Genomic DNA, 18,838 nt, shown 5'->3' with positions numbered 1-18,838 from the left:
ATTGGCGGCGGCGTCAGGCCAGCGCGGTGTCCGACGGCTCGCTGTCGGAGGGGCGCGCCTCCTCCGGCGCGTCGGCGGGCGCCTCCGGGGCTGCCGGGACGGCGGCGGGCTCGGCGCGGATCGTGACCGTGTCGCCCTCGATCGAGAAGGCCACCTGCATCGCCGCGGCGCGGGCGACGAGCCCGGCATAGTACGCCACGATCCCGTGCGCATCGACGGTGCCGGTCTCCGAGGTCCCGGCCATCAGCGCCTCGACGTGGGGCGGGATGCGGGCGTGCGAGCCCTTGGAGACCAGGAGCAGCGTCGGGGCGTCGCCCTCGCCGCTGACCTTGACGTCGATCAGGCCGCCGCGCGGGATCGCCGCGGTGGCGAGCATCACGAGGTTGAGCAGCAGCTTGACCTTGTTCTTCGGGAACAGCGCCTGCGGCGCGCTCCAGGTGAGCTGGGTCTTCTCGTCGGCGAACATCCCGCGCGAGACCTTCTCGGCATCCGCCAGATCGATCGAGGACCCGGCGGAGCCGGCGGCCCCGAAGGCGATGCGGGCGAATTGCAGCCGGGCCGAGGCGTGGCGCGCGCTCTTGCGGATCAGGTCGAGGGCGAACTCGCGCATCGATTCGTCCTGGTCGTCCTCCAGAACCTCGAGCCCGTTCACGATCGCGCCGACCGGGCTGATCACATCGTGGCAGACGCGCGAGCAGAGCAGGGCGGAGAGGTCGAGCGCTTCGAGGTTCACGGTGGTCATGGCACGCTCCGGGCGTTTCGGATGATCCGGCCCCGCCGTGCCGTCGGCCGCGCGGCTCCCACACGGGTCGCGAGGCGGGTTCGCCGGGTGTCTCACATCAGGTCTCGGGCTGCACGGATAGAGTCCCGCGCGAAGTTTGGAAAGCGCCGGCTCGACACCGGACCGCCCCTCGGGCATGACGGGGGCATGGCGGGCGCGGCGGCATCCGGGACGGCGGCGGAGACGGGCGAGGATCCCGGGACCGTCGCCCTGCGCCTCGCCGAGATCGCTTGCGCGGCGGGCGAGATCCTGCGCCACCATCACCGCCACGGCTGCAGCCACAGCCTCAAGGCCGACGGATCCCCCGCGAGCGTCGCCGATCTGGAGGCGGAGGCGCTGATCCTGGCCGCCCTCGCCGAGAGCTTCCCGGGCCTGCCCGTGATCGCCGAGGAGACCTGCCGCGACGTGGCGCCGGCCGGCCACTTCTTCCTCGTCGATCCCCTCGACGGGACGCGCGAGTTCCTCGCGGGCAGCCCGGAATACACCGTCAACATCGCCCTCATCGCGGGCGCGCGGCCGGTCGCGGCGGCGCTCGCCGCGCCGGGTCTCGGCCGGGTCTGGCACGCGGGCCGAACCTGCTTCGAGGCGCCCGTCATCGACAGCCGGCCGGGCGGCCCGCGGCCGGTCCGCGCGCGCGCGCTGCCGGAGGCGGGCCTCGTGGCGCTGGGCAGCCGGCGGCACGGCGACCCCGAGACCGCGGCCTGCCTCGCCACCCTGCCCATCGCCGAGGAGCGCGCGGTCGGCTCCGCCCTGAAGTTCGGGCTGCTCGCGGCGGGGGAGGCCGATCTCTACGTGCGCTGCGGCCCGACCATGGAGTGGGACACGGCGGCGGGCGACCACATCGTCACCACCGCGGGCGGCTGCGTGGTGACGCCGGCCGGCCGGGCGATCGCCTATGGGGGGCTCGCCGCCGGCTACCGCAACGGCGCCTTCGCGGCCTTCGCCGACCCGCGCCTCGCCCCGCGCCTCGCCCTGCCGGTGCGCGCGGCCTGAGGCGCGCCGGGCGGCGCCTCGGCGGACGGCCCCCTAATCGCGCCCCGGCCGGTCGAGCCGGGACCAGGCCGCCTCCGTGCGCGCGACCAGGTCCGGCTGCTCCGCGAGGTCGGCGAGGAAGCGCGCGCGGCGCGCGTCATCCCGGAACAGGTAGAGCCGCTCGCCGACGAGCGCGAAGACGAGGGGGTCGGCGTCGACCCGCCGCCCGACCAGCACGCCCGCCGCGTCGTAGCCGCCCAGCCGCGGCGCGTAGACCTGCGGTGCGCCCAGGAAGGCCGCTCGGTTGGCGCCCGAGACGAAGCGCCAGGCGAGACCCCGCCACGGCGTCTCGAAGCGGGCGAGCCCGGCCTGCGGGCCCCTGGGCAGGAAATAGCTCACCGGATCGAAGCCGCGCAGCGCCAGCGCCGCGGCGGGCGGCTCCGCCAGGGCCGGCCCGGGGATCGCCAGCAGCGGGAGGGCCCGGAGGCTACGGCGCGTTAACCACATTTTCACTCCGTTCCGCCGTGATGACGCCGATCCGGCGGCGGGAGGGCCCGGCGCCAACCGGTCGCGGATCGCGACCGCCGGTTTGCCGCAATCGCGCGGCCGAATCGACTGCCGGGCGCGGCGATCGGGCGATTGGGCCGGGCGAAGTGACGGGGCAAGATGGCCGCGCAAGCCGGGCAGGGCGGTCAGGCGGGCAGGGCGGTCGGGCCGGGACGGCGCCGAGGAGGAAGCACCATGGCACCAGAGCATCACCGCGCCGGACGGCGCCGCGTCCTGTCGGGCCTCGCCGCGCTCGCCGCCGGCCTCGCCCTCGGGGCGGGACCGTCCGAGGCGCGCCCCGGCGACGATCCGGGCATGCCGGATTCCTTCCGCCCCGGCGAGATCGTCGAGAGCGGGCATCGCTTCTTCGGCTCCGTCTCCCGCGGGCTCGCCCTCACCGTCGAGGAGGCGACCCGGCGCTGGGGCGAGCCCAACGGCTACATCCTGGGCCAGGAGGCCTCCGGGGCCATCGTCGGCGGCCTGCGCTACGGCGAGGGCACGCTCTACACCCGCAATGCCGGCCAGCGCCGGGTCTACTGGCAGGGCCCCTCGCTCGGCTTCGACCTCGGCGGCGAGGGCGCGCGCACGATGATGCTCGTCTACAACCTGCCGGCCGTGCGCAGCCTGTACCGCCGCTTCGGCGGAGTGGACGGCTCGGCCTATCTCGTCGGCGGCTTCGGCATGACGGCGGTGACGAACGGCAAGATCGTGGTCGTGCCGATCCGCACCGGCGTCGGAGCCCGCCTCGGCATCAATGTCGGCTACCTGAAATTCACCGACCAGCCGACCTGGAACCCGTTCTGAGCCCTTTTGCGGGCCGAGGTCGACGCGCCCATGGCCTTCCGGCACCGGGGTTCGCCGGGGGGATGGCCGGTTCGGCAAGGCAGACGCTCGCCGGGGCCAAGGTAGCGCGCAGGTCTTTCTCCGGATCTGCGGGTCACGGCCCAGTATCGGCCCGTCCAGACCGGGCTGGCCCCCGGCAACCTGCTTCGGCTAGAATGAGGCCCGGCCCGGCCCCGGGCCGCGCCGGGCCCGGCCGCCCGGCGCGATCGACGAGCGGTCCCAAGGCGTGATCGAAACCCTGATGATCTTCGCTCTCGGCTTCCTGGCCGCGAGCCTGTTCGGCCTCCTGTTCCTGCCGGTGCTCAACGCGCGCGCCGCGCGCCTCGCCCGGCGTCGGGCGGAGGCTCTGTTGCCGCTGGCCCCGTCCGAGATCGCCGCCGAGCGCGATTTCCTGCGCGCGCGCTTCGCCGTCCAGCAGCGACGCCTGGAGCGCACCGTGGAGGCGGTGCGGGCCAAGCGGCACGCCGACATGGCCGAGATCGGCGCCCGCGCCATGGAGGTCTCCCGCCTCGCCCAGGAACTCGACCGGCGCAGCGCGGCGGTGGCCGACGGTCTCGCGCACAAGGCCCGCCTCGAGGCCGAGCTGGAGACGGCGCGCGCCGACGGGTCGCTGAGCCTCGCCACCCTGCGCGCCCTGGAGGAGGCGCATGCCGACCTGCTCGAAGGGCTGCTCGCCGCGCGGCGCGCGGTGCCGGCGTCCGAGGCCGCCGGGGCCGATCCGGGAGCCGATGAGCGGGCGGATCTCCGCCACCGCCTCGCGGCGGCCGAGGACGCGCTGGCCCAGGCCCTGTCGGCGCGCGGGTCCGAGGTCGAGCGCGAGAACGCCGAGCTCCGGGCCCGCATCGGCGAGGTCGCCGATGCCCTGACCCGGCGCGAGCGCATGCCCGCCGTCGGCAGCTTCTCGCCCGTGGTCTCGGCCGGCCGCTGAACCCGCGCCGGGGTCCAGGCATTCCTCTCCCGACGGACGGCCGGCCCTCGCGGATGCGAGCGGGCCGCTCCGCGCCGTCCGGGCATCCCGTCCGGACGTCCTGCCCTCCCGACTTCCGCTCTCCCGCAGTCTTGCCCTCCCGACGTTTGCCCTCCATCAGGCCTGCCGAGAATGCAGGACGCCCGCGCGAATCACGGCGACGATGCCTTGTTTCGACCACGCGAAGGCATCATCGCAGCGTCATCTCCTCCCGACTCGCACGAATGGAACCAGCCACCATGGTGTTGAAGCGTACGATCGTCGCCCTGGCCCTGGGTGCCGCCTTCGTCCTGCCGGCCGCGGCGCAGCAGACCAAGCGCGGCAACGAGACCCTGAAGAAATACTGCACCGGCGATTATCTGAACTATTGCGGCAACCTCGCTCCGGAAGATCCGGCCCTGGACGCCTGCTTCGAGAAGAACTGGAAGCAGCTCTCGGAGAACTGCCGCCGTGCGATCGACGCCTATCAGGCGAGCCAGACCACCAAGGGCAAGCGCGGCTAGAACCTCGTCCGCCGGATCCGGCTCGGCCCGGGATCGCACCTTGGCGACGACGGGGCCGGATCCGCGTTTCGCCGCGGCATCAGCCCTCGCGGCGGTCTGGGCCCGGGACACGTCCCACCCGGCGCCGCCGGGCCGGGTCAGTCCTTCACCACCAGCGGGCCGAGGCGCTCCGCCGCCGGCTGTCCCGCGGGGACGAGCCCGCAGCGGGCGGCGGCGTCCGGCGGCAGCAGGGGGTCGAGCAGGCCGCGCCGGGCGGCGAAGTCCGTCACCGCCCGCTCGGCCTGCACCGCCTCCGCCGCGGGCAGCGCCGCGAACAGGTGCTCCAGGGCGTAACGGTAGCGGCCGATCCGCGCGCCCGTCTCCAGACGGACCCAGGCGATCAGGCAGCGGTTCTCGGCGACCCGCAGGGCGGCCCGCCGCACGTCCCAGTCGTCGAGCGTCCGCGCGAGGGGCAGGGCACGCAGGCGGCGCGCATCGGCCGCGATCACCCGGGCGGCGATGTCCCCGAAGGGCGCCACCAGGCGCGCATCCGCCACCGCGTCGTCCGCCAGTCGCCGGTAGAGCGGGACGGGCGACTGCACCGGCCCCGCGGTGAGACCCTCGAGATAGGCGGCCGGATCCTGTGGGAACCAGCCCGGCGGCACGACCCGCGCCCGCGCGAGGTTCGCCGCCGCGTCGAGGAACGCCGCCCGCGGCGCGGCCGGCATCAGGAAGCGCCAGGCGCGGTCGCGCAGGGCGGCCTCGTCGTCGGTGAAGGGGGCGAGCGAAGCGGGCTCGCCGCGCTCATGCGCCGCGATCGTGCCGGTGGTGTCGACCAGGGCGTTCCAGGCGCCCGCGCGCGGCCGGCCGAAATCGCCTTCCTGCGCGCAGGCCGCGAGCAGCGTCAGCAGCGCGGCGAGCACGGATCCGGCAGCCATCCGCGAAGCCGCGCCGGCGCTCCCACCCTTTGCCTCAGGCGCGGTCTCGGCCATGGCCACCGTCTCGCTCAGCTCTCCGTCCGGGCGCCGCGCCCCGCGGGAGGAATACGGGTTCAGGAGGCCCGGCGCTCGTAGCGCACGCCGAGGAACAGCAGGATCTCGCCGCGATGCCCCCCGGCCTCGCGCCGGATGCGCGGTCGCTGGGCCGCCGGGAACGGCACGATCGTCGCGGGGCGCGCCGCGGGCCGCCGCGGCGCGACTTCCTCGTTGGCCGGGCGCGGGAGGGTCGGGGGCAGGGCGAGGTAGGACGAGAGCAGCATTCTGGCACCTGTCGGCGATCCGGACGAGGTCGCCCGGGCCCCTCGAAGGGCGTCGGCAAGAGCGATGGCGGCAGATCAGCATGCGGTGGTTAACGGAAGCTTGATGGCCCGGCCCCGGCGGATCGCGGGCGTCGACCGCGTCCGCCGACGTTGCGGAGGCGCCACCCCGCCGGGATCGCGGCCCGCCCCGGCGACCTCCGGCCGGCGCGCGGACGGGGCTTCGGGGCGTGCTGGCGCGGCGCTTGCATCGGCTTCTCAGCCCATGGCGGGCGTTTCCTCCCTAAGACTGGCCCCGCACCCGATCCTGGGGCGGGGCCATTTTCTTGGCAGGCCCGGATCCCCGCCCGGGCACCGGCTCCGCCGGCGGTCGAACCCGGCACCGCGGCCCGGAACCGCCGCGCTATCCTGACGCTTGCCTACCGGCGCTGCGGCCCGATATGCCGGGCCACGCACGAACTTCGCCATCGAACATGCAAGGACACGGCTGGATGCGATTGGACACGGCACGATTCCCGCGCTCGGCAGCGGCCCGCACGATCCTGTCCCTGGGCCTCCTGCCGCTCGCGCTCACGATCCTCGCGGCGGCGCCGGCCCAGGCCCAGCGCGACGATCAGGGCCTGCAGCTCGGTTGCGCCAACGACTATTTCCGGCTCTGCGCCGGCGTCGATCCCAACAGCCCCGATGCCGAGCGCTGCATGACGCGCAACCGCAAGCGCCTCTCGCCCGAGTGCCGCTCCGCCATCGGCGATTACGACCGCCGGACCGGCAGCAAGTCGATGCCCGAGGAATAGGAGCCGATCGGAGCCGCCCGCGAACCGTCGCCGCGCCGACGCGTGCAGAGGCTGCAGACGGCGGGAGGGCTCCCGCTGATCGGGGGTTTGGTGTGAGGCGCTCCTAACCCGGCCCCTTCGGGTCGGCCGCCCTCGCGTCCTCCGGCTCTCGCGGCCTGCGCGCACCGTCCCGATGGGCGGCATGCCCGTCCCCGCGCGAGCCCCTCGCGCCGAGCGGTCGGCGGCCGCCTCCGGCCCCGCAGGACACGAGCCGATCCCGCCGGGTGCAATCCCGATCGGCGGTTCCCATCTCAGGACCCCGGAGGGGCCGGCGGCACCTCCGTCTCGCCTCTCCCCGCGCGCCCGCGCTCCGCGCCCGCGCGGGTCCGACCCCCGCGCCGCGGCGCAGATCCGACAAGGCCCCGCTCATGGCCCTCACCGTGGCTGTCCAGATGGACCCGATCCAGGCGATCAAGATCGCCGGGGACACCACCTTCGCGCTGCTGCTCGAGGCGCAGGCGCGGGGGCACCGCCTGCTCTACTACACGCCCGACCGGCTCTCGCTGCAGGGGCGGCGCGTCGTCGCGCGGGTGGAGTCCCTGACGGTGCGGGACGTCGAGGGCGCGCATGCGAGCCTCGGACCGATCGAGCGCATCGATCTCGCCGAGGCCGACGTGGTGCTGATGCGCCAGGACCCGCCCTTCGACATGGCCTACGTCACGGCCACGCACATGCTGGAGCGGATCCACCCGCGGACGCTGGTGGTCAACGACCCGGCCGAGGTGCGCAACGCCCCCGAGAAGCTCTTCGTCCTCGATTTCCCCGAGCTGATGCCCCCCACCCTGATCAGCCGCGACAAGGCGGAGATCGAGGCCTTCCGGCGCGAGCACGGCACCGTCGTGATGAAGCCGCTGCACGGGCACGGCGGCGCCGCGGTCTTCCGCGTCGCCGAGACCGACCCGAATTTCGGTTCGATGTACGATCTCTTCGCCACCACCTTCCGGGAGGCCTGGGTGATCCAGCGCTTCCTGGAGAAGATCACCGAGGGCGACAAGCGCATCATCCTCGTCGACGGGGAGCCGATGGGGGCGATCAACCGGGTGCCGGCCCTCAACGACATCCGCTCGAACCTAGTGCGGGGGGGCGCGGCCAACGCCTCCGAGCTCACCGAGCGCGAGCGCGAGATCTGCGCGACGATCGGGCCCGAGCTGCGGCGGCGCGGCCTGATCCTCGTCGGCATCGACGTGATCGACGGGCACCTGACCGAGATCAACGTCACCTCGCCCACCGGCATCCGGGCGATCCGCCGCCTCGGCGGGCCGGATCTCGCGGTCTCGGTCTGGGACGCGATCGAGGCGCGGCTCGCCGCACGGGCCTGACGGGCCCCGCCGCTCAGCCGAGGGCCTGGGGCAGGGCGGCGGCGGGCCTCAGATAGGCGTCGTTGAATTCGGCGATCGCCCGCAGGCGCTCCATGTCGCGGATGACGAAGCGCCGGCCCTTCAGCTCGATCAGACCCTCGCGGCGCATCTCGCGCAGCGTCCGGTTCACATGCACGCTCGTCAGCGCCAGGGTGTCCGACAGGTTCACCTGCGTCAGGGGCAGCTCGTAGGAATCCGAGCCCGCGAGCCCGACCGCCTGCAGCCGCACCAGCAACTCGCAGAACAGGTGGGCGAGACGCTCGCGGGCCGAGCGGCGCCCGAGGCTCACCAGCCATTCCCGGGCGATGGCGGCATCGACGGTCTGCGACAGGCGGAGGGCCCGGTCGATGTTCGGATGCATCTCGAGCAGCGTCAGGAAGGTCTCGCGCGGGATCCGCGCCACCGTGCAGGTCGAGAGCGTGCTGAGGACGTGGTCCATCGGCTGGGCGAAGGCGAGGTCCGGTTCGCAGAGGTCGCCCGGCAGCAGATAGGCCAGGATCTGGCAGGCGCCGCTCGGACGATGACGGACGCGGCAGGCGAAACCGCGCAGGACCACCACGGCCGAATCCGCCAGGGCGCCCTGCCGCACCAGCTCGGTCTGTCCCGCGATCCCGCGTGGCCGGCCGCAGGCCCGCGCCAGCGCGGCGCGGTCGGCCTCCGTCAGCGGAACGAAATGCGCGAGCTTGCGTATCAGGGGAAGATCCGTGCCGAGCCCCTCGCCGCCCGGGAGCCCGAGATCGGGCAGCGGGTGCGCCGGGCCTGCCCCGGAGCCCGGATCGTGGCGGTCGCCCACGGATCCGGGCTCCGGGTCTCCGAACGCCGGTGCGGCAAGGCTATGGGGATCCGAGAGCCGCATCACGGGTTCACGCGTGGCCGGCGGCCCTGCGCCCGCCCCCGTTGCACGCCGTGAATGAACGATTGACGCGTCTGGATAGTGTCATGCCGCAGTTTCTAGGAAGGCGACAGACGCCGCGCCAGAGGCGGAGGTGCTTCTGTTCGATACCGAACCAAGGAGGCAAGAATGGCTTGAGGTTTAACATGGATCAGGTCTTCAGTTGTTCATGCTGACAATTCACGCCTGTTCGATGTGCTTCGCATTCGATTAAGACCTCTGATGGCCCGGTAAGAGAACATCGGTGGAGAGGATGATCGAGCTTTCGCCCGAGCCCGATCGGATGGGTGACGGATTGCCCCAGCAGGCGCGGCTCCGGAACCGGCTCCTGCGCGCCCTCCCTCCGGCCGATTTCGCGCTGCTCGCGCCGCATCTGCGCCGGGTCTCGCTCCCGGCGCAGGCCGCCCTCCTCGTCCCGAACGAGACGGTGTCGAACTGCTGCTTCATCGAATCCGGCTTCGCCTCCCTGGCCCTCGTGCACCGCGAAACCCGGGTCGAGCTCGACGTGGTGGGGCCGGAAGGGCTCGTCGGCGCCGCGCCGGTGCTCCTCGGCGATGCCCGGCTGTCGCAGGCCTGCACGGTGCAGATGCCGGGCGAGGGCTGGCTCGTCGCGGCTCCCGATCTGCGGGCGGTCCTGGCCAGCAGCGGAACCCTGCGGGCCCGGCTGCTCGCCTACATCCACACCCAGATGCTGCAACTCGGCGAGGCGGTCTTCGCGCAGGCCGCGCTCAACCTCGAGGGGCGGCTCGCGCGCTGGCTGCTCATGTGCCACGACCGGCTCGGCGTCGACGAATTGCCGCTGACCCACGCCTTCCTGTCGATGATGCTCGGCACCCGCCGCGCCGGGGTGACCCTCGCGCTCCAGGCACTAGAGGGCGCGCGCCTGATCCGCGGGCGGCGCAAGCGGATCCTGATCCTCGACCGCACCGGCCTCGCGGCCTTGACGGAAGGGAGCTACGGCGTGGCCGAGGCCGCCTATGCCCGGCTGATCGGCGAGCCTCAGGCCTCCGCGCGCGGCGTGGCGTTCAACTCGGCCCAGTCGAACTCCTCTTCCAGCCTGTAATAGGCGTCGTCGCCGATGCGGCCCTCGCGGCGCAGGCGCAGCACCGTGTCGCGCGCGGCCGCGATCGCCCGGCGCCGGGCGGCGTCCGAGGGCAGGCTCTCGGGCGCGAGGCCCTCCTCGTGGCTCTCGGCCTCCTTCAGCGCCGCCGCGAACTCGGCCCGCAGGGCCGCCACGCTGTCGTCCGCCGCGTCGCCGAGGCTATCGAGGGCCGCCGCATAGGCGTCGGCGCGCGCCTGGCCGGTCTCGCGCCCGACCAGGTCGTCATCCTCCAGGCGCAGCCAGCGCAGCAGCGGGCTCAGCGTCAGGCCCTGCACCACGAGGGTGCCCAGCACGGTGCAGAAGGCCACGAAGACGATGAGGTCGCGCTTCGGAAAGCCCGACGGCAGGGCGAGGGCCGTGGCGATGGTGACGATCCCGCGCATGCCCGCCCAGGCGACCGCGAAGGCCGGCCGCAGGCCGATCGAGGCGTCGGCGCCCGACGTCCGCCCGCGCCCGCGCAGGCTGTTGGCCGGCAGGACCCAGAGGATGCGCACCAGCACGACGGTGGCGAAGACGGCGGCGGAGAGCATCAGGGCCGTGGCGCGGTCGGCCCCCGTGAGCCGCTCGAGGATCGGTCCGATCTGGATCCCGATCAGCACGAAGGCCAGCACGTTGAGCACGAACACCGCGGTGTCCCAGACCGCGTAGGAGATGATGCGGGTGCGCGGCGTGGTGATGCCGGGGCTGTAGCGCGCCACCGTGATCGCGAAGGTGACGACCGTGAGCACGCCCGAGAGTTCGAGCCGCTCGGCCAGGATCCAGATGCCGAAGGCCGCGACGAACTGCATCACGATGGCGCTCGCCGCGTCGGGGAAGCGGTGGGCGCCGATGGTGAACAGCCGGGCGAGGCATGGGCCCGCGATCAGGCTGCCGACGACCCCGAGCAGGAAGGTCGGCGCCACCTCGGCGGGATCGAAATGTCCCGCCAGCACCGCGGCCACGCCGAGGCGGTAGATCAGGAGCGAGCCGGCGTCGTTCAGCAGGCTCTCGCCCTGCAGGATGGTGGTGAGCCGGTGGGGGAGGTTGACGTGGCGCAGCACCGAGAGGGCCGCCACCGCGTCCGGGGGCGCCACCACGGCCCCCAGCACGATGCAGGCGGAGAACGGCATCTCGGGCACGAGGAGATGCGCCACCACGGCGACCGCCAGCGTCGTTGCCGCGACGGCGCCGAGCGCCAGACCCCCGATCGGGCGCCAATTGGCCTTCAGGTCGCGCAGCGAGATGTCGTAGCCCGCATCCAGCAGGACGGGCGCGAGGAACAGCGCCAGCGCGAGATTCGGGTCGAGGGCGAGGTTCGGGACCCCCGGAGTGAAGGCGAGGGCGACGCCGCCGAGAGCGAGGAAGGCGGGGTAGGGAGCGCCGACCCGGCGCGCCAGCGACGCGAGAAGAACCGCGCCGAACAGCACGCCGACGACCCATTCGAAGATCAGCATGCTCAGGAAAGGGTCTCGTCGCCGGCCCGTTCCATCGATCCGAGGGCCGGCGCGTCTCTTTTATAGGCACTTCCCGGCGTCGCGAGCCTAAGCTGCGCGCAGACGCCGCCTCGTCCGGGAGGGGCCGGCGTTCCCCCGCCGGCACCGATCCCGCCTCAGCGCAGGGCGGTCCGCTGCCCGCCCTGGGCGCGCGTGCCGCCGTCGAAGGCCGCGCGACAGCCCGGGCTGAGGCTCGCACGCTTCACGCTCATGCAGGCGACGATCCGGCCCCGGTCCGGGATCTCGCTCATGCAGAGACGCATCACGTCGCCCCGGCACAGGGCGGCCTGTTCCTCCTCGCCCGCGCGGGACGGCGCCGTCCCAATTCCCAGGAGGGCGATCCCCGTCGCCAGTACCAAGATGCCGCGCATTCGCCGCCGTCCTTGCTGCGCCCCCACCGACCTGACCGGGCCCGAGGCGGCCGGATCCTGTCCTGGGGCGATTGAGTGCCGAGACGACAGAATGCAAAGGTCCCGGGGCGGTTCCTTTTGCCCGTCCGCCGGATCACGCCGCGCCCGGCGGGCAGGGCGCCTCGTGCAGGCCCTGGCTCGGCGGGACCGCGGCGCTGGTATCCGGCCGACAGGCCCGCAGGAAGAAATCGATGGCGCGCCGGAGCGCCTCGCGCTTCACATGGGTGAGGCCGGGCCGCTCAAGCCCGAGCTCGGCGCGGTCGATGAAGCCGCGCACCGTCAGGCTCACGAACATCTCCGCCGCGTGCCGCACGTCCCGGACTGCGATCTCGCCGGCCTCCGCGCCCTCGTCCAGGCAGCGCTCGACCAGGGAGAGCACGCGGGCGATGCCGACATCGTTCAGCAGCCGGGCGAGCTGGGGGAAGCGGCCCGCTTCGGCCACGATGATGCGGCGCATGGCGATGGCATCCGGGGTGAGGGCGACCTCGAGCAGGGCGAGCGCGACCCGCTGCAGGCGCCCGGCGACGGGTCCGCCCGCGATGGCCACCCGCTCGATGGCCGGCACGTTCTCCTCGATGAAGCGCACGCAGACGGCCTCGAACAGGTCCACCTTGGAGGCGAAGCGCGCGTAGATCGTCTTCTTCGAGATGCCGGCCGCCGCCGCGATCGCGTCGAGGCTCGCGGCTTCGAGGCCCTGGGCCAGGAACATCGGCCGGGCCGCCGCCAGGAGGCGCAGCGTCGCCTCGCCCTCGCTCCCGCGCGGCGGCCGTCCGAGGCGGCGCGGCGCAGTCAGATCCTTCGCGCTCACGTCCCGGTCCCCTTGTCCGAGCCCTCCGGCCCCGGACCGGCCGCAGGACTGCCGGTCCCGTCGCCCCGAAGGACCGACACCACCGAAGGTTGTGGTCTCGACAAATCGCCGGCCGGTCAAGGCGGTTCCGGGGCCGACCAAGACCGAAACCGAGACCGCGATCGAGACCCGGCCCGGTTCCGGTCCCGAGCGGCGCTGCCGCCGGCGCGCGGCCGTCGGTTCAGGGCGCCGTGACCGTCAGCATCGGCAGGCTGATCGCGAGATGGCCGGCGGTCTCGCGCGGCACCGCCAAGGCGGTGAAGGCGGCGAGCACCAGCCCCAGGGTGAGGCCGAGCAATCCGGTCTCCAGGCCGTGATAGATCCGGTCCATCGCGCGTCCTCCCGCTGCGGGTGCGGGAAGCATCGCCGACGCGGGTTAACGGCCCGCTTCCGCGCGCCGGCCCGGGGACGCGTCAGGCCTTGTCGAGCTCGGCCGCGATCGCCGCGATCACGCGCGGATCGGTCGGCTCCACCTGCGTGGCGAAGGCTCCGGCCAAGCTGCCGTCGCGGGCGACGAGGTACTTATGAAAGTTCCAGCGCGGCGTCTCGCCCGGCCGCTGCTCGGCCGCCCAGGCGTAGAACGGGTGCGCGCGCGGCATCTTCACCCGTGTCTTGGCGGTGAGCGGGAAGGTGACGCCGTGGTTCTTCCGCGCGGCCTCGGCGATCGCGGGGCCGTCGAGGGGCTCCTGGTTGCCGAAATCCGGCGAGGGCACGCCGATCACCGCGAGGCCCCGGTCCTGGAACCGGGTCCACAGGGTCTGGAGGCCGGAGAGCTGGCCGGCGAAGCCGCAGGCGGTGGCGGTGTTGACGATGAGGATCGGGCGCCCCGCATAGGCGGAGAGCGGCATCGCCCCGCCCTCGGGCCGGTCGAAGGCGAAGGCGGTGGCCCGTTCGCCGGCCGCGCGGGCGCCCCCCGCCAGGGCGGCGCCGATCAGGACGAGGGCCTCGCGTCGCAGAAGGGTCATGGCGTGATTCCCGGAGGCGGTTCTTCGCCGCGTCGGCGAAAGTCTAGCGCCGCGGCGGCGCAGGTCCACGCCCCGCGACATCGCGGCCCGCGCGGAGGCGCCCGACGGACGGACCGCATTCCCGGTCCCCCGCGATCCCTGCCCCGGGCCCGGCGCTGGACCTGCGTCGGGCGGGGCTTTCATGCGCCGGGCCGGCATCCCCTTCGGCCAAAGGCACTCTAGGTGAACGGAGAACGATCCCTCCGGGAGGAGAGACTCCGATGCCGCCCACCTATGTCACCGCCTCGGGCATGCCGCGCTACCATCCGGTCTCCCAGGCGCTGCACTGGCTCACCGCGCTCCTCGTCGCCGCCGTCCTGCCTCTGGCCTGGGTCGCCACCAGCCTCGCGCCCGACGCGCCGAGCAAGGGCCCCCTGTTCGTGCTCCACAAGTCCGTCGGCCTCACCCTCCTCGCCCTCGTCGCCGCCCGCATCCTCTGGCGCGCCCGGCAGCCCGCCCCGCCCGAGCCGCGGATGCCCACCGCCCTCGCCGTGCTCGGCCGGATCAACCACTGGCTGCTCTACGCGGTGTTCCTGGTGATGCCCGTGAGCGGGTACCTGCTGAGCGCCTTCGGAGGCCGGGCCACCCCGTATTTCTGGCTGTTCACCATCCCGGGCCTGACCAAGGACGAGGGCCTGCAGAAAACGTTCGCCGCGATTCATCTCGTCGGCCAATGGGCGGTGTACGGGCTCGTCGGCCTGCATATCCTGGCGACCGTCTGGCACGTGATGGTCCGCCGCGACGGCCTGCACGAGCGCATGATGCCGGTGCAGGACCGGGTCGGCTGAGGCCCGGGCTCAGGGATCGAGGCGACGCAGGATGAAGGTCGCGCCGGTCTCCGGGTCGCGCCGCCAGGTCCCCTCGCCGCTGGGGACGAGGCTGACCGTGTGGCCGCGCTTCGCCTTCAGGGTCAGGCGTCCGTTGGCGAAGGACCACGAGACCGGGGCGAACACCTCGATGCCGCTGTCGCGGCAGCCCGGCAGGAGGCGCACGCCCGCGGCGGCCTCCAGGTCGAGCCGGCAGACGTCCTGGTCGCGGTAGCGGTCGAGCGCGTAGAGCCCGGGCGCCGGCCGCACGCCCTCCGCCGCCGGCAGAGCGGCGGGCTGGCGGAGCGTGCCCGCAGCGCCTGCCGCGCCGTCCGGCGCGGAGGGCGCGGCGGGCGGCGCGGCGGGTTCGGGCTCGGCCGGGCGCATCGCCGCGATGTCGAGGGGCACGAGGCTGTAGACCTCGCCGCTCTCGGCGCGGGCGACGAAGCTGCCCTGGTCGGGCCGCCGGGTGAAGATCAGCAGGGGCCGCACGTTCCGGTCGACGAGGCGCACGCCGGCCTCGGTGAACAGCCAGCCGGCCATGGTGGCGGTGATCGGCAGCGCCCGGCGGCACCCGGCCGGGAAGCCGAGGCGCCGGCCCGCCGGTCCGCTGTCGAGGCCGAGCGTCATCACGCAGCGCATGTTGGTGCCGTCGCGCGAGAGGTCCCAGGTGCCCGGCACCCCGGTGACCCGGTCCGGCAGGCGCCCGGCCGCCGACGGCTCGGGCGGCGCCGGCGGCGCAGGGACGGCAGCGTCCGGAGCCGGCGCCGCGTCGGGGTTCGGAACGGCGTCGGGCACGGGCACCTGCGCCGCCGCCGGGCCGGCGGCCAGGAGCGCGAGGCCGACGAGTGCCGCGCGCCGCCTCACGAGCGGGCCGTCCAGGGCGTCTCGGCCACCGGGGTCAGCGGCCCGCGGCCGGCGAACCAGGCGAGGAGGTTGTCGATCACGAGCTGGCCCATCGCGGCCCGGGTGTGGTGCGAGCCCGAACCGACATGGGGCAGCAGCACCACCTGGTCGAGGGCGGCGAGTTCGGCCGGCACGTGCGGCTCGTTAGCGAAGACGTCGAGGCCCGCGGCCTGGATCGTGCCGTCCCGGAGCGCGGCGGCGAGCGCCGCCTCGTCGACGAGGCTGCCGCGGGCGACGTTGACAAGCACGCCCTCGGGACCGAGCGCCTCCAGCACCGGGCGATCGATGAGGTTGACCGTCTCCGTCCCGCCCGGCGCCACCACCATCAGCACCTGCACGGCCTCGGCGAGGCCCAGAAGGGTCGGGTGGTAGGCGTAGGGCACGTCCGCCTGCGGGTTGCGGCCGTGATAGGCGATCTCGACGCCGAAGCCCTCGAGCCGCCGCGCGATCGCCCGGCCGATCCGCCCGAGACCCAGGATGCCGACCCGGCGCCCGCGCAGCGACGGGCTCAGCGGGAACGGGGCCTTCGGCCAATGCCCGGCCCGCAGGTAGCGGTCGGCCTGCGGGATGCGCCGCAGCGTCGCCAGCAGGAGGCCGACGGCGAGGTCGGCGACCTCGTCGGTGAGGACGTCCGGCGTGTTGGTGACGACGATGCCGCGGGAGGCCGCCGCGTGCGCGTCGATCGTCTCGTAGCCGACGCCGAAATTGGCGACGATCTCCAGCTTCGGCAGCCGGTCCATCAGGGCGCCGTCGACCCGGGTCTGCGCGCCGACCGCGAGGCCGCGGATGCGCGGGCCGACCGCGGCGAGCAGCCCGTCCGGGTCGGGCGCCGTATCGAGACGGTGCAGGGTGAAGGCCTTGGCGAGGCCGTCGATCACGGCCGCATGCATCGGCCGGATCAGCAGGATGTCGGCGGGGTCGGTCAACGCGGGTTCAGCCTCCACTGGGCCCGGCATGCGGGCCTCCGTGCTGTGTCCCTCGCGGCGCCCGGATGCAAGCGCCGGTCGGAGGCGCGGAGCGCCGCCACGCGCTCACTGGCAGGATCCCGGAGCGGAGACGTCCCGAAACGCGTTCGGCCGGCCCCTCGAGCAGGACCGGCCGAACGACGGCGTCATGGTGCGCCGCAAAAGAAAACGACGGCGGCGGATGGCCCGGCGGCGGTCAGGCGGCGTGCGCGGCCTTGCCGGCGGAGAAGCCGCGCGAGGCGGCATCGGCGCCGTCCGTCGGGCTCAGGCGGTCGGCCACGTAGGCGACCAGCGAGATGTTGGCGGCGGCCGCGGCGATCAGGGAGGCGAGGAGGAGAGCGGTCATCGGAGCGATCTGGTGGCGGTTGCGATGCAGCGGATATGGCACCGCACCATCGACCTTGGTATGCCACATCCCACTGATCAGATCTGCAAAGCCTGCATAGCCAGCCGGGCGGCGACCCGGAGCCCCGCGCGCGACCCGGATCGCCCTATTGCAGCGCCTCCACCGAGATCCCGATCAAGGGGGAGAAGCCGTAGTAATCGTCGATGATCGCGATGGTGGAGAGGATCAGGCCCAGGGCGCAGATGTAGCACACCAGGAGCAGATCCTTGTGCTTGCTCTGGACGAGGGCCAGCCCGGCGAAGGGGATGCTCTGGATGGCCAGGATCGCGGGTACGTTCATGCCGACCTCGTTGCCTGCCGGAGACGGCGATGCCGGGCGATGGGCTGTCGGCCGCCGATCCCGGGACAGGGGGTGGAGGCGTGCCCGGCGCCGGGCCGGGCACGGGTTCCGGTCGACGCTCCCGCCCGCGGGCGGGAGCGCCGGGGATCAGGCTCAGGCGAGCTTGATCGACTGGGCCTCGCGGGCGGCGGGGGCCGCCTCGGACGCGGCGAGGTAGCGGTTCCGCATCGGCTTGAGCACGAACATCGCCAGCGCCGCCGCGACCACGTTGAGGCAGATGATGATCGTGAACACCGCCGACCAGCCGTAGCGGGCCGAGATGATGCTCGCCACCGGCACGAGGAAGGATGCGGTGCCCTTGGCCGTGTAGAGCAGCCCGGCATTGGTGGTGGCGAATTTCGAGCCGAAGGTGTCGCCGCAGGTCGCCGGGAACAGCGAGTAGATCTCCCCGAAGACGCCGAAGTAGATGGCCGTGGCGAAGATGAAGATCAGCGGGTTGGCGCCGTAGGTGGTGAGCACGATGATCGCCAGCGCCGCCGTGGAGAAGGCGATGAACATCGTGTTCTCGCGGCCGATGTTGTCGGAGACGAAGCCGAAGAACGGCCGCCCGAAGCCGTCGAAGATCCGGTCGAGGGAGATCGCGAAGGTCAGCGCCGCCATCTGCAGCCCGAACAGGCTCACCGGCACGTCCGCGACCTTGTAGTCGTGGGCGATGGGCGCGATCTGGGCCGCCGCCATCAGGCCGCCGGAGGCCACCATCACGAACATCGCGTACATCACCCAGAAGACGGGCGTGCGCACGGTCTCGCGCGGGGTGCGGTCGACCTTCGACTGCGGCAGGCGCAGGCTCTTGCGCTGCACCGCCACCGCCACCGACGGCTTGCGCAGCAGGAAGGACAGCAGCACCACGACGATGCCCTGGCCGAGGCCGAAATACAGGAAGGCGGTCTGGTAGCCGCTGGCCGCGATGGTCTTGGCGATCGGCACCACCGTGACGGCGGCGCCCGCGCCGAAGCCCGCGGCGGTCGCGCCGGCCGCGAGGCCGCGGCGATGCGGGAACCACTTCAGCGCGTTGCCGACGCAGGTGCCGTAGACGGAACCCGCCCCGATGCCGCCGATCACGGCCGCGAGGTAGAGGACGACGAGGGACGAGGCGTAGGCGTTGAGCACCCAGGCCAGCGCGATCATGACGCCGCCGAAGCAGACGACGATCTTCGGGCCGTACCGATCGACGAACCACGCCTCGACCGGGACGAGCCAGGTCTCGGTGGCGACGAAGATCGTGAAGGCGAACTGGATCGCGGTGCGGCCCCAGTGGTGCTGCGCGTCGATGGGATCGACGAAGAGCGTCCAGCCGTACTGAAGGTTGGCGATCATCGCCATGCACAGGATGCCGAAGCTGAGCTGCCACCACTTGGCGGCCGGCGGATCGTGGCGTTCCATCCGGGATTCCCTTTCGTCGTTTTCTCCCGGCCCCAGAAGAGCATTAAATTTCGTTGTATGCAATATACCACGGATTAAATTGCAACCACACCCGTACATGCCTCGCGGCTGCGGTCAACCGGTGGGCGAGGTCGCCCATCTCTGCGACGGGCGCCACCCAGGCATCGCCGCGCCGCGCGCCCGCCCACTTTCGAAACCGGCCCGGAATCCCTAAACAGAAGGGCTCGACCGTCCGGTGTCCCGCGAGGCGCCGGCAGCCTCCGCAAGC

General features: G+C 73.2%; 23 protein-coding genes. 8 read left to right on the top strand and 15 right to left on the bottom strand.

Features of this window, described 5'->3' with window-relative positions:
- Positions 1-13: 13 nt before the first annotated feature.
- On the bottom strand, positions 14-742 hold the full coding sequence (gene chpT / locus ACS5RC_RS06045) for a histidine phosphotransferase ChpT (protein ID WP_478342923.1): 729 nt from the start codon (positions 740-742) through the stop codon (positions 14-16).
- 186 nt (positions 743-928) lie between these two features.
- Here chpT and ACS5RC_RS06040 point away from each other — a divergent pair, with 186 nt between their 5' ends.
- Positions 929-1,774 (top strand): 3'(2'),5'-bisphosphate nucleotidase CysQ family protein, encoded by an 846-nt coding sequence (locus tag ACS5RC_RS06040; RefSeq protein ID WP_478342922.1) that lies wholly within the window; start codon positions 929-931, stop codon positions 1,772-1,774.
- Between the two features lie 33 nt (positions 1,775-1,807).
- On the opposite strand, the gene ACS5RC_RS06035 is transcribed toward ACS5RC_RS06040, so the two are convergent.
- Complete coding sequence (locus ACS5RC_RS06035) at positions 1,808-2,260, bottom strand: YHS domain-containing (seleno)protein (RefSeq protein WP_478342921.1); 453 nt, start codon at positions 2,258-2,260, stop codon at positions 1,808-1,810.
- A 234-nt stretch (positions 2,261-2,494) separates the two neighbouring features.
- On the opposite strand from ACS5RC_RS06035, the gene ACS5RC_RS06030 reads away from it, so the two are divergent.
- The 3 genes from ACS5RC_RS06030 to ACS5RC_RS06020 all read left to right on the top strand — a co-directional run bounded on the left by ACS5RC_RS06030 (position 2,495) and on the right by ACS5RC_RS06020 (position 4,612).
- Entirely contained in the window at positions 2,495-3,103 is a 609-nt protein-coding gene (locus ACS5RC_RS06030) for a DUF1134 domain-containing protein (protein ID WP_478342920.1), read from the top strand.
- A 265-nt stretch (positions 3,104-3,368) separates the two neighbouring features.
- Positions 3,369-4,070, top strand: coding sequence for a hypothetical protein (locus ACS5RC_RS06025; RefSeq protein ID WP_478342919.1), 702 nt, complete (start codon positions 3,369-3,371; stop codon positions 4,068-4,070).
- A gap of 278 nt (positions 4,071-4,348) precedes the next feature.
- Positions 4,349-4,612, top strand: coding sequence for a 3',5'-cyclic-nucleotide phosphodiesterase (locus tag ACS5RC_RS06020; RefSeq protein ID WP_478342918.1), 264 nt, complete (start codon positions 4,349-4,351; stop codon positions 4,610-4,612).
- 137 nt (positions 4,613-4,749) lie between these two features.
- Here the strand turns inward: ACS5RC_RS06020 and ACS5RC_RS06015 are convergent, their stop codons facing one another.
- Both ACS5RC_RS06015 and ACS5RC_RS06010 read right to left on the bottom strand, forming a co-directional pair.
- Complete coding sequence (locus ACS5RC_RS06015; RefSeq protein ID WP_478342917.1) at positions 4,750-5,529, bottom strand: hypothetical protein; 780 nt, start codon at positions 5,527-5,529, stop codon at positions 4,750-4,752.
- 113 nt (positions 5,530-5,642) lie between these two features.
- Positions 5,643-5,849, bottom strand: coding sequence for a hypothetical protein (locus tag ACS5RC_RS06010; protein WP_478342916.1), 207 nt, complete (start codon positions 5,847-5,849; stop codon positions 5,643-5,645).
- 488 nt (positions 5,850-6,337) lie between these two features.
- Here ACS5RC_RS06010 and ACS5RC_RS06005 point away from each other — a divergent pair, with 488 nt between their 5' ends.
- Both ACS5RC_RS06005 and gshB read left to right on the top strand, forming a co-directional pair.
- A complete protein-coding gene (locus ACS5RC_RS06005) occupies positions 6,338-6,640 on the top strand; it encodes a hypothetical protein (RefSeq protein ID WP_478342915.1) in 303 nt (100 codons plus the stop codon).
- 407 nt (positions 6,641-7,047) lie between these two features.
- A complete protein-coding gene (gshB, locus tag ACS5RC_RS06000; protein WP_478342914.1) occupies positions 7,048-7,998 on the top strand; it encodes a glutathione synthase in 951 nt (316 codons plus the stop codon).
- Between the two features lie 13 nt (positions 7,999-8,011).
- Here the strand turns inward: gshB and ACS5RC_RS05995 are convergent, their stop codons facing one another.
- Positions 8,012-8,830: a Crp/Fnr family transcriptional regulator gene (locus ACS5RC_RS05995; protein ID WP_478342913.1), complete on the bottom strand. Its 819-nt coding sequence runs from the start codon at positions 8,828-8,830 to the stop codon at positions 8,012-8,014.
- A 352-nt stretch (positions 8,831-9,182) separates the two neighbouring features.
- Here ACS5RC_RS05995 and ACS5RC_RS05990 point away from each other — a divergent pair, with 352 nt between their 5' ends.
- A complete protein-coding gene (locus tag ACS5RC_RS05990; protein ID WP_478342912.1) occupies positions 9,183-9,992 on the top strand; it encodes a Crp/Fnr family transcriptional regulator in 810 nt (269 codons plus the stop codon).
- Here ACS5RC_RS05990 and ACS5RC_RS05985 read toward each other — a convergent pair.
- The 5 genes from ACS5RC_RS05985 to ACS5RC_RS05965 all read right to left on the bottom strand — a co-directional run bounded on the left by ACS5RC_RS05985 (position 9,929) and on the right by ACS5RC_RS05965 (position 13,725).
- Positions 9,929-11,464, bottom strand: a complete 1,536-nt coding sequence (locus tag ACS5RC_RS05985; protein WP_478342911.1) for a cation:proton antiporter — start codon at positions 11,462-11,464, stop codon at positions 9,929-9,931. The two genes, ACS5RC_RS05990 and ACS5RC_RS05985, sit on opposite strands and share 64 nt — an antisense overlap.
- A 155-nt stretch (positions 11,465-11,619) precedes the next feature.
- Positions 11,620-11,874 (bottom strand): hypothetical protein, encoded by a 255-nt coding sequence (locus ACS5RC_RS05980; RefSeq protein ID WP_478342910.1) that lies wholly within the window; start codon positions 11,872-11,874, stop codon positions 11,620-11,622.
- A gap of 133 nt (positions 11,875-12,007) precedes the next feature.
- Entirely contained in the window at positions 12,008-12,721 is a 714-nt protein-coding gene (locus ACS5RC_RS05975) for a TetR/AcrR family transcriptional regulator C-terminal domain-containing protein (protein WP_478342909.1), read from the bottom strand.
- 220 nt (positions 12,722-12,941) lie between these two features.
- Positions 12,942-13,091, bottom strand: coding sequence for a hypothetical protein (locus tag ACS5RC_RS05970; RefSeq protein WP_478342908.1), 150 nt, complete (start codon positions 13,089-13,091; stop codon positions 12,942-12,944).
- An 82-nt stretch (positions 13,092-13,173) separates the two neighbouring features.
- Positions 13,174-13,725: a glutathione peroxidase gene (locus tag ACS5RC_RS05965; RefSeq protein ID WP_478342907.1), complete on the bottom strand. Its 552-nt coding sequence runs from the start codon at positions 13,723-13,725 to the stop codon at positions 13,174-13,176.
- Between the two features lie 260 nt (positions 13,726-13,985).
- On the opposite strand from ACS5RC_RS05965, the gene ACS5RC_RS05960 reads away from it, so the two are divergent.
- Positions 13,986-14,552, top strand: coding sequence for a cytochrome b (locus ACS5RC_RS05960; RefSeq protein WP_478342906.1), 567 nt, complete (start codon positions 13,986-13,988; stop codon positions 14,550-14,552).
- A gap of 9 nt (positions 14,553-14,561) precedes the next feature.
- Here the strand turns inward: ACS5RC_RS05960 and ACS5RC_RS05955 are convergent, their stop codons facing one another.
- The 5 genes from ACS5RC_RS05955 to oxlT form a co-directional block, all read right to left on the bottom strand.
- Positions 14,562-15,437 carry an AprI/Inh family metalloprotease inhibitor gene (locus ACS5RC_RS05955; RefSeq protein WP_478342905.1) on the bottom strand — a complete coding sequence of 292 codons (876 nt, stop codon included), beginning with the start codon at positions 15,435-15,437 and terminating at the stop codon, positions 14,562-14,564.
- Complete coding sequence (locus tag ACS5RC_RS05950) at positions 15,434-16,432, bottom strand: 2-hydroxyacid dehydrogenase (RefSeq protein WP_478342904.1); 999 nt, start codon at positions 16,430-16,432, stop codon at positions 15,434-15,436. The genes ACS5RC_RS05955 and ACS5RC_RS05950 overlap by 4 nt, the downstream gene beginning before the upstream one ends.
- Positions 16,433-16,637: 205 nt before the next feature.
- Positions 16,638-16,787, bottom strand: a complete 150-nt coding sequence (locus tag ACS5RC_RS05945; protein ID WP_478342903.1) for a hypothetical protein — start codon at positions 16,785-16,787, stop codon at positions 16,638-16,640.
- Between the two features lie 145 nt (positions 16,788-16,932).
- On the bottom strand, positions 16,933-17,127 hold the full coding sequence (locus ACS5RC_RS05940) for a hypothetical protein (RefSeq protein WP_478342902.1): 195 nt from the start codon (positions 17,125-17,127) through the stop codon (positions 16,933-16,935).
- 153 nt (positions 17,128-17,280) lie between these two features.
- Positions 17,281-18,570: an oxalate/formate MFS antiporter gene (oxlT, locus tag ACS5RC_RS05935; RefSeq protein ID WP_478342901.1), complete on the bottom strand. Its 1,290-nt coding sequence runs from the start codon at positions 18,568-18,570 to the stop codon at positions 17,281-17,283.
- Positions 18,571-18,838 lie beyond the last annotated feature (268 nt).

The sequence above is a fragment of the Methylobacterium sp. HJ2 genome (assembly GCF_056431005.1).
The sequence above is the reverse complement of the archived record's forward strand: the minus strand, read 5'-3'. Positions and strand labels throughout refer to the sequence as shown.